Source organism: Actinoplanes sp. NPDC048967 (assembly GCF_040649415.1).
Taxonomy (GTDB): Bacteria; Actinomycetota; Actinomycetes; order Mycobacteriales; family Micromonosporaceae; genus Actinoplanes.
Genome location: NZ_JBEZFL010000005.1, coordinates 323,601 through 350,184 on the forward strand (window position 1 = coordinate 323,601; position 26,584 = coordinate 350,184).

Below are 26,584 nucleotides of genomic sequence, written 5' to 3' on the forward strand. Positions count from 1 at the left end.
TGTCTCAGGTCACCCGGCGCAACCTGGCCAGGTAGGTCTGGGCGACCACCACCACCGCGAGGAACGCGCCGCTGATGAGCTGCTGGTAGCTGCTCGGGACGTTGCCGACCTGGTTGATCATGTTCTGGATCACGCCGAGCAGCAGCACGCCCGCGATGGTGCCGGTGATGGTGCCCGCGCCGCCGGTCAGCAGGGTGCCGCCGATGACCACGGCGGCGATCGCGTCCAGCTCCAGGCCGATGCCCAGCACCGTGACGCCGGAGCCCAGCTTGGCCGCGTTGATCGCCCCGGCCAGACCGGCGAGCAGTCCGGACATGACGTAGACCCAGACCTTGGTGCGGCGTACCGCGATGCCCATCAGCGCGGCCGCGTCCTCGCTGCCGCCGACCGCGTAGACCGCGTGGCCGAAGCGGGTACGGGCCAGCAGGATCATGCCGAGCGCGAAGACCACCACGACCAGCCAGACCGGGTAGCCGATGCCGAGGAACGAGCCGGTGCCGAAGCTGCGGACGGCGTCGCTCTTGACCAGGTACGTCGTGGAGCCCTCGTCGCTGATCGCCCGCATCAGCCCGCGCGCGCCGAGCAGGGCCGCGAGCGTGACGATGAACGGCGCCATCCTGGTGTAGGCGATCAGGATCCCGTTCAGCACGCCGACCAGCCCGCAGACGACCAACGGGGCCAGGAACGCCGGCAGCAGACCCCACTGTGACGCGTACGCCGAGACGACCCCGCCCAGCACGTACAGCGAGCCGACCGACAGGTCGATGCCCCCGGTGATGATCACGAACGTCATGCCGAGCGCGATCAGCGCGAGCGGGGCGGCCGCCACCAGCACGGTGGCGGCGTTGTCGAAGCTGCGGAAGTTCGGGAACGAGGCCGCGGCGACCAGCACGACCACGACCAGCACGGCCAGAGCGCCCTGGCGCTGGACCAGGCTGACGATGCGGTCGGTGCGTTCGGCCCGGCGGACGTCGGCGGCGACGGCGGCCGCGGGGGCCTCGGGGTCCGACACGATGGGAGTCACCGGGCCTTCCTCTCTCGGGCGGCGTACACGGCGATGAGGATGATGGCCGCCTGCACCATCTCGGTGCTGGACGACGGCAGGTTGTGCTTGATCATCGTGGCCACCACCAGCTGCATGAGCAGCGCGCCGGCCACGGTGCCCAGGACCCGGACCCGGCCGCCGGTCAGCGGGGTGCCGCCGACGACCACGGCGGTGATCGCGGAGAGCTCGATGAGCAGGCCGACCGCGGAGGCGTCGCTGGACTGGATACGGGCGACCGCGAGCAGACCGGCGATCGAGGCGAGCACCGAGCAGATCACGTACACGGTGATCAGCACCCGCTTGACCGGCACGCCGGCCAGCTCGGTGGCCGGCCGGTTGCCGCCGATGGCCAGCAGCCGCCGGCCGAAGACCGTGCGCCGCACGATGAACGCGACGACCAGCACCAGCAGCGCGGCGATCCAGACCAGCATCGGCAGGCCGAGGAAGTCGCCCGAGCCGAGGAAGATCAGGTCGTCGTTGCGGATGTCCTTGAGCTGGCCGCCGGAGATGACCAGGGCCAGCCCCCGGCCGCCGACGAACAGGGCGAGGGTGGCCACGATCGGTTGCAGTCCGACCCGGGCGACCAGCGTGCCGTTGACCAGCCCGACCAGGACACCGGCGATCAGCGAGATCAGGATCGCCGCGACCACGCCGTAACCGAGGTAGAGCGGGATGAGCGCGGCGGCCAGCGCCATCACCGAGCCGACCGACAGGTCGATGCCCTCGGTGCCGATGACCAGCGCCATGCCGAGCGCCACGATGACCACCGGGGCGACCTGGATCAGCTGGATGCGCAGGTTGCTCCAGGCCAGGAAGTTCGGTGTGAACGCCACGTTGTAGAGCACCAGCAGCACGATCGCCGCGTAGACGCCGTACGCCGGCAGCCAGGCCCGGATCCGGGCGAGGTCGATTCCGGGCCGGGTGGCCACTGACTCACTCGTCATCGGAGGCCTCCACTACCGCCGCGGCGGCGATCGTCTCCAGCAGCGCCTCGGTGGTGACGTCCGCGTCGCGCAGCTCGCCGACGACCGCGCCGTCACGCAGCACCACCACCCGGTCGGCGCCCTCGATCAGCTCCTCCGCGTCGGAGGAGACCAGCACCACGCCGAGGCCCTCACCGGCCAGCTCGTCGATGAGCGACTGGACCTCGGCCTTGGCGCCGACGTCGATGCCGCGGGTCGGCTCGTCCAGCAGCAGCACCCGTGGCCGGGTGGCCAGGAGCCGGGCGAGCAGCACCTTCTGCTGGTTGCCGCCGGACAGGTCGCCGACCCGCTGGTCCGGGCTGGACGCCTTGATCCGCAACCGGTCCATGTAGGTGCGGACGACCTCGTCGATCTTGCGGTCCGAGACCAGGCCGAACGCGCTCAGCCGGGGCAGCACCGCGAGCGCGATGTTCTCCCGGACGGACAGCCCGGCCACGATGCCCTCCGCCTTGCGGTCCTCGGGCTGCGTCGCGATGCCGGCCCGTACCGCCCGTACGGTGGTCGGCCGCTTCAGCTCCTGGCCGCCGACCGTGACGCGGCCGCTGTCCACCGGGTACGCCCCGCCGATCGCCTTGATCGTCTCGCTGCGCCCGGCGCCCAGCAGGCCGCCCAGCCCGACCACCTCGCCGGGCCGGACGGCGAAGCTGATGTCGTGCAGTTTGCGCCGGCTGGTCAGGCCGGCGACCTCCAGCACCGGGGCCGCGTCCGCCGCGGTGGCGTGCTCGCCGGCGAACCCGGTGAAACCCTCGCGGCGGACGGCGGACATGTCCCGGCCCAGCATGAGCGAGACCAGCCGGATGCGTTCCAGCTCGGCGAGCTTGCCGGTGTGCACCACCCGGCCGTCGCGCAGGATCGTCACGGTGTCACAGATCCGGTACAGCTCGTCGAGGCGGTGGCTGACGTAGACGATCCCGATGCCCTGGGCGTGCAGCTCCCGGATGACCCCGAACAGGGTCTCCACCTCGCGGGGTTCCAGCGACGAGGTGGGTTCGTCCATGATGACGACCTTGGCGTCGATCATCACGGCCCGGGCCAGGGCGACCATCTGCTGCGCGCCCAGGGCGAGGGTGCCGAGCTGGCGGCGGACGTCGGTGGTGACGCCGTACCGGTGCAGGATCTCGCCGGCCTCGCGATACATCCGTGCCTCGTCCAGCAGCCCGAGCCGGGTGCGCGGCTCGCGGCCGAGGAAGAGGTTGTGGGCCACGCTCATCAACGGGATGAGGTTGACCTCCTGGTAGATCGTGGAGATCCCGGCCCGCTGGGCGTCCATCGGTGTACCGAACCGGGCCGGCTCGTCGCGGTAGCGCAGCTCGCCCCCGTCCGGTTGGTAGACGCCGGTCAGCACCTTGATCAAGGTGGACTTACCGGCGCCGTTCTCCCCGACCAGGGCGTGCACCTCGCCCGGCCGGAGAGCGAAGGAGACCCCGTCCAGGGCGCGTACGCCCGGGAACTCCTTGGCGACATCGACGACTTCCAGCAGTGCCATGGATCCACTCACTTTCGCGCTACCCCAGCGGGGCGGCGTTGTTCCAGGTGGCGTCGGCGGCGTAGCTGCCCGGGTTGTCCCAGGTGTTGCCGCCGCCGTTGGTGGCGATGTAGACGGCCTCCGCGTAGTGCCGCCAGTGGTAGCCGACGTAGTTGTACGACTCCAGCGACACGTTCCCGCTGCCCCCCGCCAGGCCCGGCTGGGCGCAGAAGGTGGCGTCCTGCGCGAACGTGGTCGTGTTGTCGTTCGCCGCCGTCTGCACCCGGTAGTTGGCGTGCCGCAGGTAGCGGCCCGGGAAGTTGACCGACTCGAACGTGTAGCAGGTGCTGTCGGCCAGCCCGGCGCGCACGGTGAAGGTGGCGTCCTGCCGGTCGACGAGCGCACTGCTCGCGCTGATCACGTCGGTACGCGCCAGCGAGTCCCGGTGCCGCAGGTAGCGGTTGTCGTAGCCGGCGGTGGTGACCCGGAACGACCGGTTCTGCCCGACGGCCAGGTCCGCGCCACTGCGCCACAGCGGGTTGCTCACGGTCCAGGTCGCGTCGTTGGTGAAGGAGCCACCGGTGTTCTGGTCCATCCACACCTCGGAGTTGCGGTGCCGCATGAAGTAGCCGGCCATGTTGGCCGACTCCAGCGATGTGCCGCCGCCGGACAGGCCGGGCCGGGCACAGAACGTGGCGTCCGCGTTGAACGTGCCGCCGTTGCTCGCCTCCCGGTAGACCCGGTATCCCCGGTGCCGCAGGTACTGGCCCGGGAAGTTGCGGGACTCGAACGAGTAGCAGGCGCTGTTGGAGAGCCCGGGGCGGACCCAGAACGTCGCGTCCTGCTTGTCCCCGGTGGAACTGCCCGCGCCGATCACCGAGGTGACGGCGGCGCCGCCCGCGTGCCGCAGGTAGCGGTCGGTGAAGCCCGGAGTGGTGACCCGCAGCGACGCGAGCCGGCCGGTCGGCAGGGTGGTGCCGGTCGCCGCGCCGAGCACCCGCTGATGAACCGCCCGGACCGCGGCGAAGTTCATCTTCTGGATCTGCCGGTCGTAGGTGAAGAAGCCGTTGAGCTCCTCCTCGACGTCGGTCGGTTCGGTGTAGACGGACCCCGACAGGCCGTTGGTGGAGATCAGGTCGGCCAGCTTGCCGGTGATCTGCACGTACCGATTGGTCAGGGCGTTGGTGTCGGGCAGCCACTCGTACGCGAACTTGCCCGCGGTCGGCCACTCGTGGTTGGGCACGCGCAGGCCGAGGCCGCCGTACTCGCCGTTGACCGCGATCCGGGTGGCTGTCGGGGGCCGGGTGATGCCCGGGCCGACGTACATGTGGTCGTCGATCACGTCCCCGTTGCCCGGGTCCGGGTCGGAGTCGCAGCAGTTGGAGCCGGAGTTGTGGTTCACCAGCCGGGTGGAGTCCCAGCTCTTGACCAGGTCGGCGATGCGGCCGGCGTCGTACTCGCCCCAGCCCTCGTTGAACGGCACCCACTGGACGATCGACGTGATGCCCTTGTGCTCGTCGATCATCTCCTTGAGTTCCTTCTCGTACCGGGTGCGCCCGGCCGTCGAGGGCTCCCGGCCGCTGGCCAGCGCCGGCATGTCCTGCCAGACCATCAGGCCGAGCCGGTCCGCGTGGTAGAACCAGCGGTCGTTCTCCACCTTGATGTGCTTGCGGACCATGTTGAACCCGAGCGACTTCTGTTGTTCGAGGTCGAAGCGCAGCGCGGCGTCGGTGGGTGCGGTGTAGAGCCCGTCCGGCCAGTAGCCCTGGTCCAGGGTGCCGAGCTGGAAGACGAACTTGCCGTTCAGCGTCGGGCGCAGGGTGCCGCCGAGCATGGCCTTGCCCAGTGAGCGCATGCCGAAGTAGCCGCCGACCACGTCACCGGACGCGAGGGTGACCCGCAGGTCGTACAGGAACGGGTCGTCCGGGGTCCACAAGTGGGCGTTGGGAACCGGGATCCGCAGGGACGCGCCGACCGTACCGGTGGCCGTGCCGACCACCGTGCCGCCGGTGAGCACCTGCGCGGTGACCGCCTGGCCGCTCGCGTTGGCCGCCTGCACCACCAGGTCGAGCGCGCCGGCGGAGACGTTCGGGGTGGTGTCGAGCCGGGTGATCCGGGCCGGGTTGGTCGGCTCGAGCCAGACGGTCTGCCAGATCCCCGACGACGGCGTGTACCAGATGCCACCGCGGTTGGTGCGCTGCTTGCCGACCGGAATGTCCTGGCCGTCGGTCGGGTCGTAGACGCCGACGATGACCTCGTTGGCGCCGGACCGCAGCGCGCTGGTGACGTCGTAGGAGAACTTGTCGTAGCCGCCCTCGTGGGTGCCGAGCAGCGTGCCGTTCACCCAGACCTTGGACTGCCAGTCCACGGCACCGAAGTTGAGGTTCACGTTCCGGCCGGACCAGCCGGCCGGAACGGTGAACGTTCTGCGGTAGTACATGTAGTTCTCGTGGCGCATGATCCCCGAGAGAGCGCTCTCGATGGGGTACGGAACAAGCACCTCTTCGCCCAGTGTCGTGTTCACCGGTGGCGTGTTGATGTTGGATGCCCCGGCGAACTGCCAGATGCCGTTCAGGCTCTGCCAGTCGGGCCGGGTCAGCTGCGGGCGGGGGTATTCCGGCAGCGGGTTGGTGGTCGAGACCTGGTTGGTCCACGGGGTCGTCAGCGGGGGTGTCTTGGGGACGAAGGCCGCGGCCGGAGCGGTGGTGGCGATCAGTGCGCCGGCGGAAGCGGTCAGGGTGGCGGTGGTCATGGCGACGAGGCGTCGCCAGGTCCGGGGGCGGGGAACGGTCATGTGAGCACTCCTGGGGGAGAGGGTGACTCAGTAGGCGCTGGCGAGGTCCGTCTTGGCGTTGCTCTCGTCGTACTCGCGGTCGGAGATGATGATGTCCGCGGGAATCGGCTCGCCGTTGAAGAACTTGGTGGCGGTCTCGAAGGCCAGCGGGCCGAAGCGCGGGTTGGACTCGATGACGGCGGAGAACCAGCCGTCGGCGATGCCCTGGACCGCGCCCTTGGTGCCGTCGATGGAGACGATCTTGACGTCGCCGGGCTTCTTGCCGGCGCCCTTGAGCGCGATCTCGGCGCCGAGGCCCATCTCGTCGTTCTCCGCGTAGATGCCGTTGATGTCCGACTTGGACTGCAGCAGCTGCTCGGCGACCTTCTGGCCCTCCTCGCGGGAGAACTGGCCGGTCTGTTCGAACACCAGCTTGATGTCGGGGGCGACCTTGGCGATCTGGTCCTTGAAACCCTTGGTGCGCAGCGTGGTCACGTTGTTGCCGGGCGCGCCGAGCAGGATCGCCACCTGGCCCTTGTTGCCCAGCGCGGCGGCCATCTTGTCGGCGGCGCGCTTGCCCTGCTCCTCGAAGTTCGACCCGATGAACGTCAGGTAGTCCTTGCAGGGCGTGGCGTTGATCTTGCGGTCGATGGTGATGATCGGGATCTTCTTGGCCGAGGCCTTGGCGAAGACCGAGTCCCAGCCGTCGGAGTTCAGCGGGGCGATGATCAGCAGCTGCACCCCCGAGTCGATCATCTGCTCGACGTCGCTGATCTGCTTGTTGAACTGCGAGTTGGCGTTGGTGGTCTGCAGGTTGGTCTTGGGGATGCCGAGCTTGGCCGCCTCGTCCCGGATGGACTGGGTCTCGGCGATCCGGAACGGGTTGGCCTCCTTCTCCGACTGCGAGAAGCCGATCTTGGCCGTCTTCAGGTCCACCTTGGTGCCGCCGAACTGCTCCAGCGTGCACGTCGGTACGCCGGCCGCGGCGGACTGCGCGACCTGGGCGCCGGCGGAGTTGGCGGCACCACCGGCGGCGGGTGTGTCGCCGTCCTCGGACTTCGCGCACGCGCCCGCGCCGGCGAGCACGACCAGGGCGGTGCTGAGGGAAAGAAGCGCGGGTCTCCAGTGTCCGGACATACCGGTCATGGGAACTCCTTCAAGGGTGGCATCGAGGATTTACTATCTGGAAACACATTCACGCACTATCAAACTTTTCCTGTCAAGGTCATGGCCACAAACCCCCAGAACCGAACGCAGCACACCGTCGAGATTGGCCCGGAGATCCGCTAAAGTGCAGCTCAGACGCCTACTGCTACCTTGCGTAGCGCGCTATGGCGGATTTGTTACCGCTCACATTTGGACATTGGCGCTCGGCGATGGGCCGATGCGCGGGATCCTCAGCGGACAGTGGCCGTGCGCGACGTGCCGCGGGCCGGTTCCACGCCGTATTCCAACAGCCGGGCCCGGGTGCGGCGCAGGTCCCAGCGCGCGCCCAGCACGGTGTAGAACTCGGCCGCCTCACCGCCGGTGGCAGCGGCCTCGTGCGGGCGGCGGTTCGCGGCCAGCAGCACCGCCGCGTCCTCCAGAGCGGCGGCCAGCTCCGGCACCCGCCCCACCGACCGGTAGTGCTCGGCCGCTGCCAGCGCCGGCTCCGGATCCTCGGCCAGCAACGCGCGGCAACGAGCGGACGCCGCGAACGCACGCGCCGGGCGTACCTCCTTGGCCGCCTCGGCGGCGCAGATCGCGGCGGCCTGCTCGGCGATGTCCCGGCGTCCGACGCTCAGAGCCAGGCGCAGTGCGTCGGGCAGCCACTGGTGGCGCAGCATCATCGGGGCGTACTCGGGGGTCAGCAGGGGCGCGAGCTCTCGCAGGGCGTCGGCGGGCCGGTCCTGCTGCTCCGCCACCAGGGCCCGGGCCACCAGCAGGAAATCGCAGCTCTCCCGCTCGGCGTCGGTCACGGGCAGCGCGTTGGCCGCGTCCAGGTGCGCGGTGGCCAGACTCCGGTCCTCCCGGTGACCGGCGATCAGCGCCGCGACGCCGTGCAGGAGCATCCCCACCGCGCCCGGCTCCCGCATGCCCAGGAAGGTGATCCCGGGTGCGTCGTCGGTGACCGCGCCGACCTCGGCCGTCGCGTCGTCCCACCGGCCCAGCCAGTAGTACTGCACCGCGGAGGCGACCTGGAGGGTGGCCGGCAGCCGGTGCCGGATGGCGAACAGGGCGGCCTCGCGCAGGGTCCGCTCCGCCTCGTCCAGCCGGTCCAGGTTCTGCAGCGTGAACATCCGGTTGTCCAGCAGGTCGAAGTACATGCCGGCGAACGTCGGATGGTCCCGCATGATCTCCAGCGCGCGGTCGACGTACTCCAGCGCGCGTTCATGGTCGCGGCGGATCGAGTTGGTCAGCCACGTCGTCTGCAGGGCGAAGGCGGCCTCGTACGGCTGTCCCGCCGCCACCGCCTCGTCGTGCACCTGCCGGGCTGTCCGGTCCGCCCGGTCCAGGTCGTCCAGCGGGCCGCGGTGGAAGTTGGCCAGCAGCACCCGATGCCGGGTCCGCCAGATGTCCGGGGTGGCCGGGTCGTCGACCGCGCCGGTGAGCAGGTCGATCGCCTCGCCAGGGGCACCCTGGCGGAACCGCATGGCCGCCAGCAGCTGCCGCATCTCGGCCCGGTCGCCCGGGTCGGTCACGGTCGCCAGCGCCTCGCGGGCCTCGGCGAGCGGGTAGCTGCCCTCCCGGAACTCGAGCTTCACCAGGGCGACGAGCAGGGTCTCCCGCTGCTGGGCGCCGGGCAGGCCGGTGGCGAGCACCTGCCTGATCAGCTCCCGGGCCGTCCGCGGCACCCGCTTGACCACCTCGGCGTGGTGCTCGGTGAGCCAGCCGACCACCCACGCGTCGAGCACCGGCGTCTCCGCCGCGAGCTGCTCGGCGACCCTGGTCACCGGGCTGCCCCCGCGGGCCAGCACCTCGGCGGTCTGGCGGTGCAGCTGGGAGCGGGTGGCGTGCGGAATGCTCGCGTACAGCGCCTCGCGCAGGAACGGGTGCCGGAACGCCAGCTCGGTACCCGCGTCCACCACGACCGTGGCGGCCAGCGCCTCCTCGAGGTTCGCCATCAGGCTGAACGGCGGCCGCCCGGTCACCGCGATGACGTCGTCGACGGCGAACTCGGTGCCCAGCAGGGCCGCCAGCCGCAGCACCTCCTGCGTGTCGTCGGTGAGGAAGTCCAGCGTGGACCGCACCACGGCGAGCAGCGATCCCGGCACCTCCACCGGCACCGACCCGTCGATGTCGGCCCGGCCGTCCACGATCCGTACCGCGCCCCGGCGGATCAGCGCCACCGCCGTCTCCCGGGCGAAGAGCGGGTTGCCCCCCGAACGGCCGGCCACCGCGCGCAGGTGCGGGCCGACCGGGGCGCCGACCACCGCGGCGACGAGCTCCTCGGTCGCCTCGGCGGGCAGCGGCCCCAGGCTCAGCACGTGCCCCTCGCGCAGCCGCACGCCGCGGCGCAACTGGGCCAGCTCGCGCCCGTTGGGCTCCGGCCGGGCCGCCGCGACCAGCAGCAGCGGCATGTGCCGGGTCGCCGCGACCAGCCGGTCCCAGAGCAGCACGCTGGCCTCGTCGGCCCACTGCATGTCGTCCACGACCAGCACGATCGGCGTGATCGCGCAGGCGGCCCGCAGGTAGGCGAGCACCCGTTCGGCCGCGATGGCCGGCCCGGCATCGTCGTTCTCACCGCTGCCGGGCGCGTGCAGCTCGGTGGCGATGGTGGCGCGCCGGGGATCCTCCGACGTCGGAGCGAGACCCAACGCGCGCGTGACGACCTGCAGCGGCGTGTGCCGGTCGAGCTCGCCGGCCACACCCCAGAAGAGGCCGCAGCCGGCCTCGTCGGCGTCGGAGAGGGCGCGGGTCAGCACCTCGGTCTTGCCGATGCCCGGCTCACCCTCGATCCACACCGCCGCTCCGGTGCCCTGCGCCGCCGCCCGGACCAGGCCGCGCAGCAGCTCGACCTCGTCGCCGCGGCCCACCAGCGGCCGGTCGGTCAGCCCGTCGCGGATCGCCCGCGCGATCTGGATGGGCACCACCGCCGCCGGCAACGCGGGCGGCTCGGTCGCGGCCATCGAGCCGTCCAGCACCCGGCGTTGCAGCTCGCGCAGCGCGGGGCCCGGCTCGACGCCCAGCTCGGCCACCAGCACCCGGCGAGCGGCCTGGAACGCCTCCAGCGCCTCGGCGCCGCGGCCGGCCCGATACAGCGCCTGGATCAGCAACTCGTGCAGCGGCTCGTGCAGGGGATGGGCACGGACCAGCCCGGCGAGCTCGGCGATCAGGCCGTCGTCGCCCAGCTCCATCGCGATGCGGGCCCGCCGCTCCACGGCCGCCAGGCGCTGCTCGGCCAGGCGGGTCCGCTCCAGCTCGATGCGGTCGCCGGAGATGCCCGCGTACGCGTCGCCGTGCCACAGCTCCAGGGCCTCGTCGAGCACGCACGCCGCGGCCCCCGGGTCGCCGCCCGCCTGCAACTCCTCGGCCCGGGTGCAGAGCTCGGCGAACCGGTCGCTGTCCAGGTGCCCGGCCGGGATACGCAGCGAGTAGCCGGCCGGGCCGGAGGTCAGGACCTCGGCTGCCGGCGGGCGCTCCGGGCCACCGGCGAGCACCCGGCGCAGGCCGGAGATGTAGGTGTAGACGCTGCCGGGTGCCGTGGCGGGCGCGGCGGCTCCCCACACCGCCTCGATGATCTCGTCCCGGCTGACCAGGCGGTTGGCGTCCGCGACCAGCACCGCGAACAGCGCTCGCTGGCGGGCCGGGCCGAGGGTGAGCTCCTGGTCGCCGTACCAGGCGCGCAGCGGGCCCAGGACGGAGACGCGGAGCTGCTCGTACGCAGGATCCGGCATCTCTCCTCCGTTTCCGCCGCGGGAGCGTGCCTCACTCCGAGGAGACCACGGGCTGCTCAACGGATAACAGAAACTCTGTCACCCAGCAGGGCCGTCCGGCTGAGATGCGGCGCGGTCGGCTCGCCCGGCAGGTGCGGCCGGAGCCGGTCGATGAGCGAGCGGAACCGGTGCAGCCACGGGTCCGGCAGCCGGCGCGCACTCAGCACGGCCCGGGCCACGTCGGCCGCGGCGACGTGCTCACCCTGCCGGTCGTGACTGCACGCCATGATCCACTGCATCTCGGCCTCGAGCCGCACATCCGTGGTGCGCGCGGCGACCCAGCCGGCCTCGGCGACCGCGTTCTCGCGCTGGCGGTCGAGCAGGCGGGCCAGCCAGGCGGTCAGGCCGAGCCGGGTCTCCTCGTCCAGGGCGTACTCCGTGCGTACGCGCTTGAGCATGCTGATCGCCACCTGCGGGGCCCGCGCCGAGAGCTGCTCGATGTGCTCGGCCAGCCACCGGCTGGCGCTGCTGTCCAGCGGCACCGGGCCGGCCAGCAGCTGGCTGACGACCCGCTCCGGAGCCCCGCCGACCTGGGCGATCTTCTCGGCGAAGGACCGGTGCAGCATGATCCGCAACGCCGCCGGGGTGCTCTCGTGCAGCACCCGGGCCACGATCCGGTGCCGGAAGACCAGGGTGTCGGGGTCGTCGGTGAGCACACCCGCGGCCCGGGCCGGCCGCAGCACCCGCTGGAGCTCCGCGGGCGGGTGGTCGGTGACGGCGGCGGCCTCGGCCACGGTGCAGTGGTCACCCAGGAACGCGGCCGCCCGCAGCAGGTGCCGGGTCTCCTCGCCGAGCGTGGCCAGGTGCGCGTCCACCGCGGCCACCAGCTCGGCCGGCGGCGCGCCCCGGTAGGCGGCGTCGTCGCGCCGGGTCGCGGCGAGGTGGCGCAGGTAGTACGGGTTGCCGCCGGCGTCGCTCAGCAGCCGGCGCAGCGTGCGCGGGTCGAACGGCTCGGGCGCGACCGCGCGGACCAGCGCGGTGGCCTCGTCGGCGGTCAGCGGCTCGAGGGTGAGGATTTCGTCGGCGGGCACCTCGTCGAGCCCCGCCGCGCCGGGCCGGGCCGAGGCGACGAGCAGCAGCGGCAGCTCCCGGGTCAGCTCGTGCAGGGCCGCCCAGACCTGCAACGTGGTGGTGTCCGCCCGCTGCAGATCGTCGGCCACCAGGATCAGCGGAGCCTCGGCAGCCGCCTGCCGGACCAGGGTCACCGCCCGCTCCACGGTCTGCGGCCGCGGCCCGTCGAGCGCGTCGGCGGCGACCGTGAACAGCTGCCGTACCAGGTCGCGGGTGGCGTCGCCGGACATCGCGGACTCGACGCACTCGAGCAGCACCCCGAGCGGCATCCGCTGGGCCAGCTCGTCACCGATGCCCCAGCCGATGCGGCAACCGGCCGGCAGCCCGGTGCGCAGGGCCGCGCCGAGCAGCGCCGACTTGCCCATGCCGGGGGTGCCCTCGATCCGGATGCTGCGGCCCCGGCCGGCGGCCGCGTCGGTGCCGGCCCGGCGCAGCAGGCGGATCTCGGCGTCCCGGCCGACCAGTGTCGCCGCCTCGGCGGGCGCGGTCGGCGGCCCGGCGCTGCGAGCCGGTGTGGACAACTCGTTGGTGCCGGTGAGGATGCGCAGCCGCATGGCCCGCAACGCGGCGCTGGGCTCGGTGCCTGTCTCCTCCAGCAGCACCCGGCTCAGATGGTCGTGCACCTGCAACGCCTCGGCCCGGCGACCACCGGCGTGCAGGGCGGTCATCAGCATCCCGTGCAGGGCTTCCTGCAACGGGTACGCCTGTACGAGCAACCGCAGCGCGGCGATGGCCTCCTCGTGCCGTCCCAGATCCAGCAGCAGGGCGGCGTGGCGTTCGGCGCTGGCCAGCCGCAACTCGGTCAGGCGCAGGCGCTGGGCGGCGGCGTACGGGCCGGGCACGCCGGACAGCGCCTCGCCCTGCCACAGCCGCATGGCCGCCTCCAGGGCCGCCAGCTCGGCGAAGCGGTCACCGGCGGCCCGGTGGCGCCGGCTCTCCTCGCGCAGCGCCTCGAAGCGGAACACGTCCACGTCCTGCTTGCGGACGTGCAGGCAGTACGTGCCGCCGCCGGAGGTGAGCAACTGCCCGGCGGCCCAGCGGTCGCGTCCCGGCTCGAGCACCTGGCGCAGCGTCGAGACGTACGTGTAGACGTTGCCGACCGCGCTCGCGGGGGGCTCCTCACCCCACAGTGCGGTGATGAGCTGCTGGCGGGAGACCGCGTGACCGGCGTGCAGAGCCAGCACGGCCAGCACCGCGGCACGGCGCGCCGAGCCCAGCGGGAGCTCCGTCTCGTCCCGCCACGCGCGTACGGGTCCCAGCAGGCGAAGGTCCAGACCTTCGTGCTCTGCCGTCATGGCTGCCCAACCTCGTCGTCGTGGGATCGCTGCCAACAGGTCGTCAGTTGAACATGCAAGCTTTCGTTCACCGCAAACCGATGTCCCTCATCGGGGTCCTGATACCGCTGCTGTGCCACCATTCCTAGCGAATGCGCGCAAGAGTGCAGATCCGCCGCGCGCAGGGGCAGCATATCTCCGCAAGTGATATTCGCTACTTGCCTTCTTTGCGTGACGAAAGCATTACGCATTCCGGCTGCTCCGCGTCCGGTTGTTGACGGTCCGTAATCGGTGACGGGCGGCTGGGCAATGTTACTGGTGGGTCAGGGCACTTCCAGGTGCGTGAGGTTCCGCCGGGAGCGCGCTGCTGATGGACTCGCTGCGATGTGCGGGCCGGCGGCACTGTCCGCGAGCCGGCCGGCAACCCGGGCGAGGAGGCCAGATGAGCGGGACCCCACCTCCCCTGCCGTTCGCCGGGGAGCTGTTTCTGCACCTCGCCGCCGAGGGCCGGCTGGTCCTGGACGCGGTCCGCGCGGATGCGGCCATCGCCGGCCTGGAATGCACCCTGGCCCAGATCCGCGCGCGCCTGCGGGTCATCCGGATCTGGCAGCAACTGCCCGCCCAGCGGGTGGACGAACTGCCCGAGGAACTGGTGCAGGATGTCGTCGACGCGGTATTCGCCGACCAATTGGCGCCCGGTCAATTAGAGCGTGCGGCAATCGAGTTGCCCATCTACATCGAGGCGCTGCGGCGGGCGAGCGCCCCGCGGGATTAACCGGTTCGGATCGAGAGCCTGGTTAAGAGATCGGCAATGAGCTGCGTCGATCTGACCATCTTCACGGCGGATCGGCGGCCATGAAGGTCGCGTGAAGATTTTCTGAAGACCCCTTCCGGAGACTTGCCCCCGGCCGTACCGATCAACCGGAGGTAGCAGTGGACCAGGTTCGGGTCGCCCTGCAGGCGATGGACCCGCTCAGCCACGCGGGGCTCGCCAGTTTTCTTCAGTCCCGGCCGGAGCTCACCCTGCTTCGCGCCGCCGACCGGGCCGACGCCACGGTGCTGGTCGTGTCGACCGACCGGCTCAGCACCGACGTGATCGCCATGCTGCGGCGCTCGGCGGCCGAGACCGGGGTACCGGTGGTGCTGGTCACCAACGAGATCAACGAGACGGAACTGCTCACCGCGGTCGAGTGCCGGGTGGTGGCGGTGCTGCCCCGGGCGGCGGTCACGGCCGAGCGTCTCGCCCACAGCGTGCTGGCGGCGGCCTCCGGCGGTGGCGTGATGCCCCCCAACCTGGTCGGCGAGCTGCTCAAGCACATCGAGCGTCTGCAGCGCGACGTGCTGACCCCGCACGGCCTGAACGCCTCCGGTCTGACCCCCCGCGAGATCGACGTCCTGCGCCTGATGGCCGACGGCTTCGACACCAGCGAGATCGCCGGCGAGCTGTGCTACTCGGAGCGCACGGTGAAGAACGTGATCTACGGGTTGACCCACCGGCTGAAGCTGCGCAACCGGTCGCACGCTGTCGCGTACGCGCTGCGCAGCGGAATGATCTGATCGTTTTCCCGGCCGGGCCGGCGGGGTATTGCACCGGCATGGCCAAGAAGACCTGGAAGCCCGTGGACGAGCACGGCACCCTGTCCGCGGCGGACCGCAAGGAACTCCCCGACAGCGCCTACGCCTTCCCGGACAAGCGCAAGGAGCCGCTGACCGACGCCGACCACGTGCGCAACGCGATGGCTCGGTTCAACCAGACCAAGGACGTCACGGACGCCGAGCGCGATCAGGCCTTCGAGAACATCAAGGCCGCCGCCGCGCACTACGACATCGAGATGACCGAGAAGAGCTGGCGCGAGTTCGGCCGCTGAACGGCCCGCGTTAGGGGTTCTCACCTTGGACCGCGGTTGTAACGTTGCCGCATGGCCGCGGGCGGGATCAGGGACCGGTTCCGGGCGCAGATGCGCCTGGAGGTCAAGGAGGCGGCCCTGCGCCAGCTCGCGGAGGGCGGCCCGGGCGCGCTGTCCATCAACGCGATCGCCAAAGAGCTCGGCGTTTCCGGTCCGGCGCTGTACAGATACTTCACCGGCCGGGAAGCGCTGCTCACCGAGCTGATCCTGGACGCGTACGCGGATCTGACCGCGGCGCTCGCCGCCGCCGGCCACCGGTTGCCGGAGCTCGCGGCGGCCTACCGGAGCTGGGCGCTCGCCCACCCGCACCGCTACCGGCTGTTGTTCGGGGCGCCGCTGCCCGGTTACGACGCGCACGACGAGCGGCTGGCCGACGCGGCTCAGCGGGCGATGGACGTGCTGCTCGCCGGGGCCGGACCGGGCCCCGCGCCGGAGCCGCAGCTCGCCGACGACCTGCTCGGCTGGGCGAGCAGACGCGGCGCGCACGACATCGACCCCACGGTGGCGCTGCGCGCGGTCACCGCCTGGAGCCGGCTGCACGGCTTCGTGAGCCTGGAGATCGAGGACAACTTCCGGGCGCTGGGGCTCGACCCCGACCACGTCTTCGCGGCCGAGGTCGAAGCCCTCAGAAGTGCGCGATGATCCGCTGGGCCGGCCCGTCGACGGTGAGCCGCCCGCCGTACGGCAGCACCCACTGCGGGTCGGTGTGCCCGAAGTCCACCCCGAAGACCACCATCGCCTCCGGGTTGTAGGTCTCGACCGCCCGCAGCACCGCTGCCCGCTGCGCCTCGCGATACCGGGTGCGCTCGGCCACCGGCCGCGGGTCGGTGAACACGGTGCCCTTGGCGGTGCCCACGATGATCGCCGGGAACTGCTCCAGCAGGCCGCGCTCACCGAAGTTGCGCAGCATCCGGAACACCTCGATGTCCGGCGGCATCTCCTCGGAGGTCTCGAGCAGCAGCACACACCCGGCGTAGTCCTCGACCGGGCGCACCCAGCGGCCGGCGGCCAGCGTCCAGTGCAGAATCTCCAGATTGCCGCCCCAGGTCGGTGCGCTCACCACCCGGTCGGCCCGGTGCCACACCCGGCCCGGGCTCGGGTAGGGGACCGGCGACTCGGTCGGCGCGGCAGCCGCGGTCCACGGCACCTCCTCGTCGGTGAACGTCTCGACCGGGCTGATCTCGAGGTCACCACCGGTGAACAGCGCCGCCCGCACGGACTCCACGGTGGCCGGCTGCACGCCACCGCCCCGGCCGAGCTGGATCATGGTGGACATCCCGTGGCAGCCGGCCACGCCGTGGAACCAGAGCCAGTTCAACAGGTTGGTGTTGTCCGAGAAGCCGAAGAAGGGTTTGGGATCGGCCTGGAACGGCGCCGGATCGAGATGCCGCAGCACGGTGATCTGGTCGTCGCCGCCGATCGTGGCGAAGACCGCCCGGATCCGCGGATCGGCGTAGGCCGCCATCAGGTCCGCGGCCCGTTCCTCGGCCGGCGCGGCGCGGCGGGTCGTCGGATATTCGACCGGCTCCACGCCGAACACCTCCCGCAGGCGCCGCAGTCCCTGCTCATGAACGGCGGGGAAGAGGGCGGGCGCGGCGTGCGCGGGCGAGACGACGGCGACCCGGTCGCCGGGCGAGAGCTTGGGCGCAATGCTGAACTCAGGACGCATACGACCATTCAAGTACGCCGGGCAATCGAGTTCGGTGCAGCCGTTACTCGTCGCGGCGGGGATGGACCGGTGGGGCGGCCACGTCGCAGTACGAGCGGATCGGCGTGGCTGCCGCCTCCGCGTGGACCTGTCCTGGCCCAGCCGCCGGGGCCGGGGTGTGGGCGGAGAGCCGGGTCGGGATGAGCACCGCGGCCACGGCCGCGCCGGCCAGCATCAGGACGGCGCAGATCATCAGGGAGTTGCGGTAGGTCGGGTGCAGGTCCGCCGCGTCGGTCAGGTCGCCCTGGCCGATGCCCGCCGCCAGCGGCAGGACCGCCACGGACAGCAGACCGGCGGCCCGGGCGACCGCGTTGTTAACGCCGCTGGCGACGCCGGCGTACATGTCGTCCAGGGCACCCAGCGCCGTCGCGGTCAGCGGGGCCACCAGCAGGCACAGCCCCAGGCCGAAGACGATCACCGGCGGCAGGACGTCCGTCCAGTACGACGCGCCCGGGCCGATGCGGCTCATCCACAGCAGGCCCGCCGCCGAGACCAGCGGGCCCACCGTCATCGGGATGCGGGGACCGACGCGCTGGCCCAGGGCACCCGCGCGGGCCGACAGCAGCAGCATCAGCACGGTCACCGGCAGCAGCGCCAGGCCACCGGCCAGCGGGCTGAACCCGGCCACCACCTGCAGGTTGAGCACCACCAGGAAGAAGACGCCGCCGTTGGCCGCGTACACCAGGAAGGTCACCAGGTTGGCGCCGGTGAAGGCGCGGGCGCCGAAGATGCCCAGGGGCAGCATCGGGTGCCGCGAGCGGCGTTCGACCACCACGAACGTGGCCAGGCCGGCCACCCCGATCAACAACGCGACCAGCACCTGCGGGCTGCCCGGGCCGTGGGCGGGCCAGGCCGTGAAGCCGTACGTGAGCCCGCCGAGTCCCGCGGCACCGGTCAGCACCCCGGCGATGTCCAGCTCGCGGGGCGCGGCCGGGTTGCGTGACTCGGGCACGTGCCGGGCCGCGACCAGCATGACCAGCGCCGCGACCGGCACGTTGATCAGGAAGATGAGCCGCCAGTTGCCCAGCTCGACGAGCCAGCCGCCGAGGAACGGGCCGAGCGCGCCGCCGATGCCGCCCAGCCCGGACCAGGCGCCGATCGCCTTGGCCCGGTCCGCGCGGACGAACGACGCCTCCAAGATGGCCAGCGCACCCGGGGTCAGCAGCGCGCCGCCGATGCCCTGCAGCACCCGGGCGGCGATGAGCATCTCCATGCTCTGCGCCAGCCCGCACAGCAGCGACGCCAGCGCGAACCAGCCGACCCCGATCAGGAACACCCGTTTGCGCCCGAAACGGTCGCCGAGGGAGCCGCCCAGCAGGATCAGGGACGCGAGGCTCAGGGCGTACCCGTTGACCGTCCACTGCAGCCCGGCCGCGCCGCCGCCGAGATCGTCGCCGATCGCCGGGAGCGCGATGTTGACGACCGTGGCGTCGATGAAGGCCAGGCTCGAGCCGAGCACGGTGGCCAGCAGCACCCACCGGCCGGCGGCGCTGCGATAAGTGATGAGCGGCTCGGTCACAGCGTGCTGACCAGGCCACCGTCGATGGTGAAGTCGGCGCCGGTCACGTTGCCGGCGCGGTCGCTCGCGACCATCACGACCAACGCGGCGACCTCCTCCGGGGTGGTGAACCGGCCGGTGACCGAGCCGGCGGCAGCCTGCTTCGCGACGGCCTCCGGGGCGAGCCCGGCCGACGAGCCGACGGTGGCCGCGACGCCGTCCTTGCCGAGCCACAGGTCGGTGGCCACCGGGCCGGGGCTGACCGTGTTGACCCGGACTCCCTGCGGGCCGACCTCCTTGGAGAGGCTCTTGCTGAAGCTGGCGAGCGCCGCCTTGGCCGCGCTGTAGTCCATCACCAGCGGATCGGGCAGCACGGCGTTCACCGAGGCGACGGTCACGATCGAACCCCGGCTGCGCAGCAGGTGCGGGAGGGCGGCGCGGGTCGCCCGTACGGTCGCGAGCAGGTCGAGGGTCAGGGTGGCGAGCCAGTCGTCATCGGTGATCGACAGGAACCCGCCGGTCCGGGTGTGCGCCGCGCCGACGTTGTTGACCAGCAGGTCCAGGCCGCCGTACGCGTCGGCCGCGTCCTCGATCAGCCGGGCCGGGCCGTCCGCCGTGCCCAGGTCGACCGGGAACGTCCGGACCCCCTCGGCCGGCGGATCGGGGAAGCTGCGCGCGCCGGCTGTCACCCGTACGCCCTCCGCGACCAGCGCGGCCACGACAGCGCGCCCGATGCCTTTGCTGCCGCCCGTGACGACCGCCGTCCTGCCTGCCAGCCCGAGATCCATGTCCCGGACCCTACGCTCGGCCGGCGGCGGGCAGCATCAGTCAAGCGACGGTGGGCCGGTGAACATTGCCGGTCAGGCCGTGCGGCGGACCGGCCGGGGCAGCGGGATCTGCACGCCGCGGGGCACCGCCGCCCGGGCCGCGAGCAGCGCCGCGGTGGCCGCGGTCGACGGCTTGGTCGCCGTCGTGCCACGCCGGGCCAGCAGCAGCTCCACCCGGCTGAGCAGCTCGGCCCGCAGGTACGGCTTGGTCAGGTAGTCGTCGGCGCCCGCGTCCATCGCGGCCAGGATGCGGTGATTGTTGACGTCGGCGCTGATCAGCATGATCGGCAGGTGGGCGGTCGCCGGCTCGGAGCGCAGCCGGCGGCACAGCTCGATGCCGGAGGAGCCGGGCATCCGTACGTCCAGCAGCACGGCGTCGATCCCGCCGGCGTCCAGCACCTGCCACGCGGACAAGGCGTCGACGGCCTCCACGACCTCGTGACCGAGCCGGGCCAGGGCGAGCGAGATGAGCTCACGGTGGTCGGCGTCATCATCGACGATGAGCACTGTCGGCACGGCGGCACCTCCTGCCATTCAAGAGAATCTGCAGGACTGTTCGGCACACCCGTTCCGGTCACTGAGGCGTTCCGCGAATTTGGCCCGGCCCGCGTTCAGCCCGCGGGGGATCAGCGCAGCCGGGAGAGCCATTTGCGGTCGATCTCGTCGGCCAGGTCGACCTCGTGGTGCCGGGCCAGCAGCACCACCTGGCAGAGCACGTCGGCGAGCTCGGCGCGGAAGTTCGCCGCCAGCTCCGGCGGGCTCAGATCCTTGGTGCGGGCCTGGCCGGTGTGCATGAGGTACGCCTGGGTGAGCTCGCCGACCTCCTCCTGCAGTTTGAGCAGGAACCAGGTGGCGTCCCGGCGGATGCCGAACATCTCGGCGTACCGCTGGGAGACCGTCTCGAGGTCGTCGGACAGCCGGCGCAGATCCATCCGGCCAACCTACTGGCCGGGCGGGCCGCCGGCCGGCGACAGATGTGCGTCGAGCTCGTCGAGGTCGGCGACGAACCAGATCTGCCCGCCCCGGTTCGACTCGTGAACCAGGGCCCGCAGCGCCGAGCTGGCCGCCAGGTGGGCCGAGATGTCGCCGACGACGGCCAGCCGGACCCGGTAGTTGACGAACTTCTGCATGATGGCGCCGGCCAGCCCGGTGCCGAGCGTGAAGAACCGCTCCGGCAGCCGGCCGGCCGGCAGCGCGACCACGTCGGCGCCGGCGTAGGCCGCGCCGATCAGATCGAGGGCGTCCTGCTCGGTGGCCACCGCCGGACCGTCCGCGGCGCAGACCAGCACCGGTACGCCGTTGCGCTGCTCCAGCCGGTCGGTCATCGCCCGGCTCCCGGCGCGAACAGGCCGTTGTCCGCCCCGAGCAGCCCGTCGAGCAGCTGGAGGATGTCGGCGGTCTCGGCCGGACCGCCGAGGATCACGATTTTCATCCGGGATCGTCCCCTGTCGTAGATGGTCTGCAGGCGCAGCGGCTCGGCGGAGCCATGGGGTGCCTGGGCGCCGGCCGTGAGCAGGGTGCTGAGCCGGTCGGCCGCTCCCGGCGCCAGGCCGTCGATCTGCACGATGCTGGACACCTCGACATGTCCGGCCGGGGCCGGCTCGCCGATCAGGGTGTCGAGGTCCGCGCCGGCGATCCGGTACTGCTTGCCGATCTTGACAGCCTTGAGCCGGCCGTCGCGGATGTAGTTGCGGACGGTGCGCACGTGCAGTCCCAGCAACTCGGCCACCTGCTCGACCGAGTACATATCGTTCCCCATTACGCCCCATCATCGCTGTCAAAGGGAAGGATACGGTATCAAGCGATAGTGACGATCCTTCGATCGGCGGCCTTCGGCTCTGCCGTGGCACGCTTCGAATTCGAAGCAATCGTTATGATGACGGAGTGACCGATGCGACCTCGCTGGACGCGGAACAGCTCCGGGCGTACCTGACGCTCAAGGAGGTCAGCAGCCTGCTCGACCACGCCGTCGAGCAGCAGCTGCGGGTGGACGGCGGGCTCACCGGCCCGCAGTTCGGGATCCTGGCCCGGCTCAACGACGCCCCGGGCGGCCGGCTGCGGATGACCGACGTGGCGGACGGCATGGTCTACAGCCGCAGCGGACTGACCTACCAGGCCGGACAACTGGAGAAGGCCGGACTGATCAGCCGCTCACCGGCCGAGGACGACGAGCGCAGCGTCATGGTGACGCTGACCGCGGCCGGACGCGAACGGCTGGGCCAGGTCATGCCCGGCCACATCGAGGTGGTCCAGCGGCTGCTGCTCACCTCGCTGGACCGCGCGGACATCACCGCGATCACCGAGATCCTGGGCCGGGTGCGCGACCGGATGCGTACGGCACCACCCCGGTCGGCCGCCCCTCGCCGCAGAGCCTGACCGGCTGCCGGGCAAAAGGGTTGAGAGAGGGTCGGGTTAACCCTACTGTCGACTGGGCGGTCAGCGGGATCGGACGGGAGGCATCGAGTGCCTAGCGTCAACGGTATGACCACCACCTCCGCCCCCGCCGAGTACGCCCCGGGTCTGGCCCAGCGCCTCCTGCGCCGGCTCGGCCAGGACACCCTCTACATCCTGGTCGGGTTCCCGCTCGGCCTCGTCACGCTGGTCCTGTGCATGGTCGGCTTCTTCTTCGGCGTCGGGGCGGCGATCATCTGGGTCGGCGTGCCCGCCCTGGTCGGCACGATCATGATGGCCCGCGGCTTCGCCACCCTGGAACGCGCCCGGATGGTCCCGATCCTCGGCCGCCGGCTGCCCCACCCGGCCTACAAGCGGGCCGCACCCGACGCCAGCATCGCCGGCCGGGCCCTGACCCCGCTCAGCGACGGGCAGTCGTGGCTAGACCTGGTGCACGGCATGTTCCGGTTCATCCCCAGCACCATCGCCTTCGTCGTCGCGATCGTCTGGTGGGCCGGCGCGCTCGGCGGTCTGACCTTCCCGCTGTGGGACTGGTCCATCCCCCGCGGCCCGGACAACCAGGATCTGCCGGAGCTGCTCGGCCTCGGCAGCCACTACTCCACCCGGATCGTCTTCCACATGGCGCTCGGCTTCTTCTTCGCCGGCACCCTGCTGCCGGTGATCCGCGGCCTGGCCATGCTGGAGGCCGGTTTCGCCCGGGGCCTGCTCAGCGGGGTCAACGAGCTGCGCGAGCAGGTGGCCTCGGCCGAGGCGGCCCGGGACACCGCGCAGGCGCAGAAGGCGGCAGCCGTCTCCGCCGAGGCGACCGCGCTGCGCCGGCTCGAACGCGACATCCACGACGGCCCCCAGCAGCGGCTGGTCCGGCTGGCCATGGATCTGGGCCGGGCCCAGCAGCAGTTCAGCACCGATCCGGAGGCCGCCAAGGCCACCGTGGCCGAGGCGCTGACCCAGACCCGGGAGACCCTGGATGAGCTGCGGGCGCTCTCCCGCGGCATCGCCCCGCCGATCCTGGTCGACCGGGGCCTGCAGGCGGCCCTGACCGCGCTGGCCGGCCGCAGCACCATCCCGGTCGACCTGGACGCACCCCCGATCGCCCGGCTCGATGCGGCGCTGGAGACGACGGCGTACTTCGTGGTCGCGGAGGCGCTCACCAACGTCGCCAAGCACAGCTACGCCGGCGAGGTCCAGGTGAGCGTCCGGCGGGCGTCGACCGGGCTGCTGATCACGGTCGCGGACGACGGCGTCGGGGGAGCGAGCCTGGCCAAGGGGCACGGTCTGGCCGGTCTGTCGGACCGGGTCGAGGCGGCCGGCGGCGTGATGAGCCTGCAGAGCCCGGCCGGTGGTGGCACGACCTTGACAGTCGCCCTCCCCCTCTGACCGGGGCGCAGCGCATAGGCTCGTCGGCATGCGGGTGGTGATTGCCGACGACGCCGTGCTGTTGCGCGAGGGTCTGGTCCGGCTGGTGGAGGAGAACGGGCACACCGTCGTCGCGGCGGTCGGCGACGGTCCGTCGCTGGTCGAGGCGATCGTCGAGCACCGGCCCGAGGTGTCCATCGTGGACGTACGGATGCCACCGTCGCACACCGACGAGGGGCTGCGCGCGGCGGTCGAGGCCCGCAAGAAGGTGCCGGGCAGCCCGGTGCTGGTGCTGTCCCAGTACGTCGAGGTCGAGTACGCCGACGACCTGCTGGCCGATCGCACCGGGGCGATCGGCTACCTGCTCAAGGACCGCGTCTCCGAGGTCGCCGAGTTCCTCGACGCGCTGCGCCGGGTGGCCGGCGGCGGCACCGTGCTGGACCCCGAGGTGGTCGGCCAGCTGCTGGTGCGCCGCCGCCGGGACGACCCGCTGCGCAACCTCACCCCCCGCGAGCGCGAGGTGCTGGGCCTGATGGCCGAGGGCCGCTCGAACACAGCCATCGCCCGCAAGATGGTGGTGACCGAGGGCGCGGTGGAGAAGCACGTACGCAACATCTTCACGAAGCTCGACCTGCCGCCGGACGAGGAACAACACCGCCGGGTCCTGGCCGTGCTGACCTACCTCCAGTCCTGACCGTAGGGCTAGCCCTACCACCGACCGGCCTGCTCACCGGATCGATCGGCCGGGCCGTGCTCCCTAGCGTCAACAGCCATGAAGCACAGGGAGAATGTCACCGGATTCGCGGCCCGGGCCGCGATGTGGAGTGCCCGGCACCGCACTCTCGCCATCATCGGCTGGATCGCCTTCGTCGTCGGCGTCACCGTCCTCAGCGGACAGCTCGGCACCCGTGAGGCGACCGACTCCGACCAGGGTCACGGCGAGTCCGGCCGGGCGTCGCTCATCGTCGAGCAGGCCGGCTTCCCGGTCCAGCCGGCGGGGGAGATGGTCCTCGTCCAGGGGGCCGACCGGGACGCGGCCGTGGCCGACGTCACGCGGTCGCTGACCGGGCGGCCCGAGGTCGCAGCGGTCGCCGAGCCGCTCACGTCGCCGAACGGGCAGGCCACGCTCGTCACCTTCACCATGACCGGGGACCCGGACACCGCCAAGGAGCGGGTGGAGCCGCTGCTCGACGTCGTCGCCGGGGTGCAGAGCCGGCACCCGGACGTCCACGTGGCCCAGGCCGGCGACGCCAGCGGCGACAAGCTCATCGGGGACTCGCTCGACGAGGGGCTGAGCCGGCTGTCGATGCTGTCCATCCCGGTCACCCTCGGCATCCTGCTGGTGGCCTTCGGCGCGGTCGTCGCCGCGCTGCTGCCCGTCGGCCTGGCCCTCACGGCCATCCTCGCCGCGATCGGCTTGCTCGCGGGGGCGAGCCGGCTCGCCCCGACCGTCGACACCACCACGCACGTCATGCTGCTCGTCGGCCTCGCCGTCGGCGTCGACTACTGCCTCTTCTACATCCGCCGGGAACGCGACGAGCGCCGCAACGGGGCCGATCCGCACCGGGCCCTGCTGATCGCCGCGCAGACCTCCGGGCGCTCCATCTGGATCTCCGGTCTCACCGTCATCGTGGCCATGGCCGGGATGTTCTTCACCATGGACGCCACGTTCACCAGCTTCGGGATGGCCACCATCCTGGTCGTCGCGACCGCCGTCCTCGGCTCGCTGACCGTGCTCCCAGCGCTGCTCTCGGCGCTGGGCGACCGGGTCGACGCGATCAAGATCCCCGGCCTGTACCGGCGGCGCACCGAGGGCCGGGTCTGGCGCTGGGTGCTGCGGGTGGTGCTGGCCAAGCCGCTGATCTCGACCATCGTCGCGGTCGGCGTGCTCGCCGCGCTGGCCGCGCCGGCGCTGGACCTGCGCACCAAGGGCGAGAGCATCGAGGACTTCTCGCCGAAGCAGCCGATCGTGCAGACCATGACGGCGATCAGCCGGGCGTTCCCCGCCGAGGTCGTGCCGGCCGAAGTCGTGGTCAAGGCGCAGACCGTCAAGGGACCAGGGTTCGAGGCCGCGCTGGCCGACTTCCGCCGCGCCGCGGCGGCGAGCGGGCAGCTACGCGAGCCCATCGACGTGCGGGTCAATCCGGCCGGGACGGTCGCGGTCGTCTCGGTCGGCCTGGCCGGCAACGGCAGCGACCGTACGTCGGAACGGGCCGTCGAGACCCTGCGGACGACCGTGGCCCCGGGTGCCTTCGGCCAGCTGGCCGGAGCGACGGTGGCGGTCACGGGTGACACCGCCGAGGGAATGGACTTCAACCAGCGGCTGACCGACTCGCTGCCCTGGGTGTTCGGCTTCGTCCTGGGCCTGGCGTTCCTGCTGCTGCTGGTCTCGTTCCGGTCCGTGGTCGTCGCGGTCACCGGCGTGGTGCTCAACCTGCTGTCGGTCGCCGCCGCCTACGGCATGCTGGTGTTCGTCTTCCAGTACGGCCACTTCGAGTCGGTGCTCGACTTCAGGTCCGGCGGCGGGATCACCAACTGGATGCCGCTTTTCCTGTTCATCATCCTGTTCGGCCTGTCGATGGACTACCACGTCTTCGTGCTGAGCCGGATCCGCGAGGGTCACGACCGTGGCCTGCCGACCAAGCAGGCGGTCAGCGAGGGCATCGGCCGTACGGCCGGCGTGATCACGAGCGCGGCGATGGTGATGGTGGCGGTCTTCGCCCTCTTCGCCACCCTGCCGCTGATCTCGACCAAGGAGCTGGGCGTGGGCCTGGCCGCCGCGGTCCTGCTGGACGCCACGATCATCCGGGCGGTCCTGCTGCCCGCGGTGATGGCCCTGCTGGGCGACAAGAACTGGTGGCTGCCCCGCTGGCTGAACTGGCTCCCGGCGGTGGCCCACGACCTGCCCCCGGCTCCGGCCCCGGCTTCGCGACCTCGCGAGGAGCGGGAGCTGACCCCGGCCTTCTGACGGACGGCAGCAAGGGCGAGCGCCGAACGGCGCTCGCCCTTGCTGTTTGTGCGAGATCTTCAGCCCGGCGCACCCGCAACGGCCGCGGACCGCAGCCTCATCGGGCCGGTGTCACGGGACGTTCTCCGGCACGCGTAGCGGAAATGTCAGGATTTGAAAGCGTCCTTGATGTTCTCGCCGGCCTGCTTGAGCTTCGAGCTGGACTGGTCGGCCTTGCCCTCGGCCTCGAGGGACTTGTCGTCAGTCGCCTTGCCGAGGCCCTCCTTGACCTTGCCGCCCAGTTCTTCGGACTTGTTGTCAATCTTGTCGTCGGCAGCCATGGTGACCTCCAGGTGTGTGGCCTACGCACACTCAGGTACCCGGACGTCCGGTTCGCAATCC

23 protein-coding genes are annotated in these 26,584 nt (G+C 71.6%); 8 read left to right on the forward strand and 15 right to left on the reverse strand.

The window, feature by feature from the left end:
• Positions 1-4: 4 nt before the first annotated feature.
• The 7 genes from AB0C12_RS23300 to AB0C12_RS23330 all read right to left on the reverse strand — a co-directional run bounded on the left by AB0C12_RS23300 (position 5) and on the right by AB0C12_RS23330 (position 13,548).
• On the reverse strand, positions 5-1,024 hold the full coding sequence (locus AB0C12_RS23300) for an ABC transporter permease (RefSeq protein ID WP_360551156.1): 1,020 nt from the start codon (positions 1,022-1,024) through the stop codon (positions 5-7).
• The gene (locus AB0C12_RS23305; RefSeq protein WP_360551158.1) at positions 1,021-1,989 is read right to left on the reverse strand and encodes an ABC transporter permease; all 969 of its coding nucleotides are present in this window, start codon (positions 1,987-1,989) and stop codon (positions 1,021-1,023) included. The genes AB0C12_RS23300 and AB0C12_RS23305 overlap by 4 nt, the downstream gene beginning before the upstream one ends.
• On the reverse strand, positions 1,979-3,514 hold the full coding sequence (locus AB0C12_RS23310; RefSeq protein ID WP_360551160.1) for a sugar ABC transporter ATP-binding protein: 1,536 nt from the start codon (positions 3,512-3,514) through the stop codon (positions 1,979-1,981). The genes AB0C12_RS23305 and AB0C12_RS23310 overlap by 11 nt, the downstream gene beginning before the upstream one ends.
• A 19-nt stretch (positions 3,515-3,533) precedes the next feature.
• Positions 3,534-6,287 carry an AbfB domain-containing protein gene (locus AB0C12_RS23315; RefSeq protein WP_360551162.1) on the reverse strand — a complete coding sequence of 918 codons (2,754 nt, stop codon included), beginning with the start codon at positions 6,285-6,287 and terminating at the stop codon, positions 3,534-3,536.
• Positions 6,288-6,314: 27 nt separating this feature from the next.
• A complete protein-coding gene (locus AB0C12_RS23320; protein WP_360551164.1) occupies positions 6,315-7,412 on the reverse strand; it encodes an ABC transporter substrate-binding protein in 1,098 nt (365 codons plus the stop codon).
• Positions 7,413-7,663: 251 nt separating this feature from the next.
• The gene (locus AB0C12_RS23325) at positions 7,664-11,143 is read right to left on the reverse strand and encodes a BTAD domain-containing putative transcriptional regulator (RefSeq protein ID WP_360551166.1); all 3,480 of its coding nucleotides are present in this window, start codon (positions 11,141-11,143) and stop codon (positions 7,664-7,666) included.
• A 56-nt stretch (positions 11,144-11,199) separates the two neighbouring features.
• On the reverse strand, positions 11,200-13,548 hold the full coding sequence (locus tag AB0C12_RS23330; protein WP_360551168.1) for a BTAD domain-containing putative transcriptional regulator: 2,349 nt from the start codon (positions 13,546-13,548) through the stop codon (positions 11,200-11,202).
• Between the two features lie 421 nt (positions 13,549-13,969).
• Between AB0C12_RS23330 and AB0C12_RS23335 the strand changes: the two genes are divergently transcribed.
• The 4 genes from AB0C12_RS23335 (at position 13,970) to AB0C12_RS23350 (ending at position 16,076) form a co-directional block, all read left to right on the forward strand.
• Positions 13,970-14,302, forward strand: coding sequence for a hypothetical protein (locus AB0C12_RS23335; protein WP_360551170.1), 333 nt, complete (start codon positions 13,970-13,972; stop codon positions 14,300-14,302).
• Between the two features lie 158 nt (positions 14,303-14,460).
• Entirely contained in the window at positions 14,461-15,084 is a 624-nt protein-coding gene (locus AB0C12_RS23340) for a response regulator transcription factor (protein WP_360551172.1), read from the forward strand.
• A 38-nt stretch (positions 15,085-15,122) separates the two neighbouring features.
• A complete protein-coding gene (locus AB0C12_RS23345) occupies positions 15,123-15,395 on the forward strand; it encodes a DUF6582 domain-containing protein (protein WP_360551174.1) in 273 nt (90 codons plus the stop codon).
• Positions 15,396-15,446: 51 nt separating this feature from the next.
• A complete protein-coding gene (locus AB0C12_RS23350; RefSeq protein ID WP_360551176.1) occupies positions 15,447-16,076 on the forward strand; it encodes a TetR/AcrR family transcriptional regulator in 630 nt (209 codons plus the stop codon).
• On the opposite strand, the gene AB0C12_RS23355 is transcribed toward AB0C12_RS23350, so the two are convergent.
• The 7 genes from AB0C12_RS23355 to AB0C12_RS23385 form a co-directional block, all read right to left on the reverse strand.
• Entirely contained in the window at positions 16,060-17,103 is a 1,044-nt protein-coding gene (locus tag AB0C12_RS23355; RefSeq protein ID WP_360551178.1) for a S66 peptidase family protein, read from the reverse strand. The genes AB0C12_RS23350 and AB0C12_RS23355 overlap by 17 nt on opposite strands.
• Before the next feature lie 43 nt (positions 17,104-17,146).
• Complete coding sequence (locus AB0C12_RS23360; RefSeq protein ID WP_360551180.1) at positions 17,147-18,661, reverse strand: DHA2 family efflux MFS transporter permease subunit; 1,515 nt, start codon at positions 18,659-18,661, stop codon at positions 17,147-17,149.
• Positions 18,658-19,428 (reverse strand): oxidoreductase, encoded by a 771-nt coding sequence (locus AB0C12_RS23365; RefSeq protein WP_360551182.1) that lies wholly within the window; start codon positions 19,426-19,428, stop codon positions 18,658-18,660. Before AB0C12_RS23365 ends, AB0C12_RS23360 begins: the two co-directional genes overlap by 4 nt.
• Before the next feature lie 72 nt (positions 19,429-19,500).
• Positions 19,501-19,983 (reverse strand): response regulator, encoded by a 483-nt coding sequence (locus AB0C12_RS23370; protein ID WP_360551184.1) that lies wholly within the window; start codon positions 19,981-19,983, stop codon positions 19,501-19,503.
• 110 nt (positions 19,984-20,093) lie between these two features.
• A complete protein-coding gene (locus AB0C12_RS23375; RefSeq protein ID WP_360551186.1) occupies positions 20,094-20,399 on the reverse strand; it encodes a MazG nucleotide pyrophosphohydrolase domain-containing protein in 306 nt (101 codons plus the stop codon).
• Positions 20,400-20,408: 9 nt separating this feature from the next.
• Positions 20,409-20,792, reverse strand: coding sequence for a DUF4180 domain-containing protein (locus tag AB0C12_RS23380; protein WP_360551188.1), 384 nt, complete (start codon positions 20,790-20,792; stop codon positions 20,409-20,411).
• Complete coding sequence (locus AB0C12_RS23385) at positions 20,789-21,226, reverse strand: helix-turn-helix domain-containing protein (RefSeq protein ID WP_360551190.1); 438 nt, start codon at positions 21,224-21,226, stop codon at positions 20,789-20,791. Before AB0C12_RS23385 ends, AB0C12_RS23380 begins: the two co-directional genes overlap by 4 nt.
• 125 nt (positions 21,227-21,351) lie before the next feature.
• On the opposite strand from AB0C12_RS23385, the gene AB0C12_RS23390 reads away from it, so the two are divergent.
• The 4 genes from AB0C12_RS23390 to AB0C12_RS23405 all read left to right on the forward strand — a co-directional run bounded on the left by AB0C12_RS23390 (position 21,352) and on the right by AB0C12_RS23405 (position 26,203).
• Positions 21,352-21,843 (forward strand): MarR family transcriptional regulator, encoded by a 492-nt coding sequence (locus AB0C12_RS23390; protein WP_360551192.1) that lies wholly within the window; start codon positions 21,352-21,354, stop codon positions 21,841-21,843.
• 105 nt (positions 21,844-21,948) lie between these two features.
• A complete protein-coding gene (locus AB0C12_RS23395; RefSeq protein ID WP_360551194.1) occupies positions 21,949-23,256 on the forward strand; it encodes a sensor histidine kinase in 1,308 nt (435 codons plus the stop codon).
• Positions 23,257-23,284: 28 nt separating this feature from the next.
• Positions 23,285-23,929, forward strand: a complete 645-nt coding sequence (locus tag AB0C12_RS23400; RefSeq protein WP_212991387.1) for a response regulator transcription factor — start codon at positions 23,285-23,287, stop codon at positions 23,927-23,929.
• Between the two features lie 78 nt (positions 23,930-24,007).
• Positions 24,008-26,203: an MMPL family transporter gene (locus AB0C12_RS23405; RefSeq protein ID WP_360551196.1), complete on the forward strand. Its 2,196-nt coding sequence runs from the start codon at positions 24,008-24,010 to the stop codon at positions 26,201-26,203.
• Between the two features lie 146 nt (positions 26,204-26,349).
• Here the strand turns inward: AB0C12_RS23405 and AB0C12_RS23410 are convergent, their stop codons facing one another.
• On the reverse strand, positions 26,350-26,523 hold the full coding sequence (locus AB0C12_RS23410) for a CsbD family protein (protein ID WP_360551198.1): 174 nt from the start codon (positions 26,521-26,523) through the stop codon (positions 26,350-26,352).
• Between the last annotated feature and the right edge of the window lie 61 nt (positions 26,524-26,584).

What these genes read in the sequence shown, in the direction of transcription:
- AB0C12_RS23305 (WP_360551158.1), bottom strand. Translation starts at nt 1,989, where the DNA reads ATGACGAGTGAGTCAGTGGCCACCCGGCCCGGAATCGACCTCGCCCGG.
- AB0C12_RS23310 (WP_360551160.1), bottom strand. Translation starts at nt 3,514, where the DNA reads ATGGCACTGCTGGAAGTCGTCGATGTCGCCAAGGAGTTCCCGGGCGTA.
- AB0C12_RS23315 (WP_360551162.1), bottom strand. Translation starts at nt 6,287, where the DNA reads ATGACCGTTCCCCGCCCCCGGACCTGGCGACGCCTCGTCGCCATGACC.
- AB0C12_RS23320 (WP_360551164.1), bottom strand. Translation starts at nt 7,412, where the DNA reads ATGACCGGTATGTCCGGACACTGGAGACCCGCGCTTCTTTCCCTCAGC.
- AB0C12_RS23325 (WP_360551166.1), bottom strand. Translation starts at nt 11,143, where the DNA reads ATGCCGGATCCTGCGTACGAGCAGCTCCGCGTCTCCGTCCTGGGCCCG.
- AB0C12_RS23330 (WP_360551168.1), bottom strand. Translation starts at nt 13,548, where the DNA reads ATGACGGCAGAGCACGAAGGTCTGGACCTTCGCCTGCTGGGACCCGTA.
- AB0C12_RS23335 (WP_360551170.1), top strand. Translation starts at nt 13,970, where the DNA reads ATGAGCGGGACCCCACCTCCCCTGCCGTTCGCCGGGGAGCTGTTTCTG.
- AB0C12_RS23345 (WP_360551174.1), top strand. Translation starts at nt 15,123, where the DNA reads ATGGCCAAGAAGACCTGGAAGCCCGTGGACGAGCACGGCACCCTGTCC.
- AB0C12_RS23350 (WP_360551176.1), top strand. Translation starts at nt 15,447, where the DNA reads ATGGCCGCGGGCGGGATCAGGGACCGGTTCCGGGCGCAGATGCGCCTG.
- AB0C12_RS23355 (WP_360551178.1), bottom strand. Translation starts at nt 17,103, where the DNA reads ATGCGTCCTGAGTTCAGCATTGCGCCCAAGCTCTCGCCCGGCGACCGG.
- AB0C12_RS23365 (WP_360551182.1), bottom strand. Translation starts at nt 19,428, where the DNA reads ATGGATCTCGGGCTGGCAGGCAGGACGGCGGTCGTCACGGGCGGCAGC.
- AB0C12_RS23375 (WP_360551186.1), bottom strand. Translation starts at nt 20,399, where the DNA reads ATGGATCTGCGCCGGCTGTCCGACGACCTCGAGACGGTCTCCCAGCGG.
- AB0C12_RS23380 (WP_360551188.1), bottom strand. Translation starts at nt 20,792, where the DNA reads ATGACCGACCGGCTGGAGCAGCGCAACGGCGTACCGGTGCTGGTCTGC.
- AB0C12_RS23385 (WP_360551190.1), bottom strand. Translation starts at nt 21,226, where the DNA reads ATGGGGAACGATATGTACTCGGTCGAGCAGGTGGCCGAGTTGCTGGGA.
- AB0C12_RS23395 (WP_360551194.1), top strand. Translation starts at nt 21,949, where the DNA reads ATGACCACCACCTCCGCCCCCGCCGAGTACGCCCCGGGTCTGGCCCAG.
- AB0C12_RS23400 (WP_212991387.1), top strand. Translation starts at nt 23,285, where the DNA reads ATGCGGGTGGTGATTGCCGACGACGCCGTGCTGTTGCGCGAGGGTCTG.
- AB0C12_RS23405 (WP_360551196.1), top strand. Translation starts at nt 24,008, where the DNA reads ATGAAGCACAGGGAGAATGTCACCGGATTCGCGGCCCGGGCCGCGATG.
- AB0C12_RS23410 (WP_360551198.1), bottom strand. Translation starts at nt 26,523, where the DNA reads ATGGCTGCCGACGACAAGATTGACAACAAGTCCGAAGAACTGGGCGGC.